General features: G+C 51.6%; 1 rRNA gene. It reads left to right on the top strand.

Annotated features, from left to right (window positions below):
• A 23S ribosomal RNA gene (locus LPKJCM_RS08305) occupies nt 1–619 on the top strand; the annotation flags it as partial.
• Nucleotides 620–741 lie beyond the last annotated feature (122 nt).

Below are 741 nucleotides of genomic sequence, written 5' to 3' on the forward strand. Positions count from 1 at the left end.
GCCCAAAGGTTCCCTCAGAATGGTTGGAAATCATTCAACGAGTGTAAAGGCAGAAGGGAGCTTGACTGCGAGACAGACAGGTCGAGCAGGGACGAAAGTCGGGCTTAGTGATCCGGTGGTACCGTATGGAAGGGCCATCGCTCAACGGATAAAAGCTACCCTGGGGATAACAGGCTTATCTCCCCCAAGAGTCCACATCGACGGGGAGGTTTGGCACCTCGCTGTCGGCTCATCGCATCCTGGGGCTGTAGTCGGTCCCAAGGGTTGGGCTGTTCGCCCATTAAAGCGGTACGCGAGCTGGGTTCAGAACGTCGTGAGACAGTTCGGTCCCTATCCGTCGCGGGCGTAGGAAATTTGAGAGGAGCTGTCCTTAGTACGAGAGGACCGGGATAGACATACCGCTGGTGTACCAGTTGCGCCGCCAGGCGCACCGCTGGGTAGCTACGTATGGATGAGATAAACGCTGAAAGCATCTAAGTGTGAAACTCACCTCAAGATGAGATTTCCCATTCCTATATGGAAGTAAGACCCCTGAGAGATGATCAGGTAGATAGGTTGGAAGTGGCAGTGCAGTGATGTATGGAGCGGACCAATACTAATCGGTCGAGGACTTAACCAAGTAGAAATGGTGTTCAAAGGCAGAAAATTAATATTAGCTAGTTTTGAGAGAACGAAGTTCTTTCAAGGAAAAATAGTGTGGTGGCGATAGCCAGAAGGATACACCTGTTCCCATGCCGAACA

This window comes from Lentilactobacillus parakefiri (assembly GCF_002157585.1).
Classification (GTDB): Bacteria; Bacillota; Bacilli; order Lactobacillales; family Lactobacillaceae; genus Lentilactobacillus; species Lentilactobacillus parakefiri.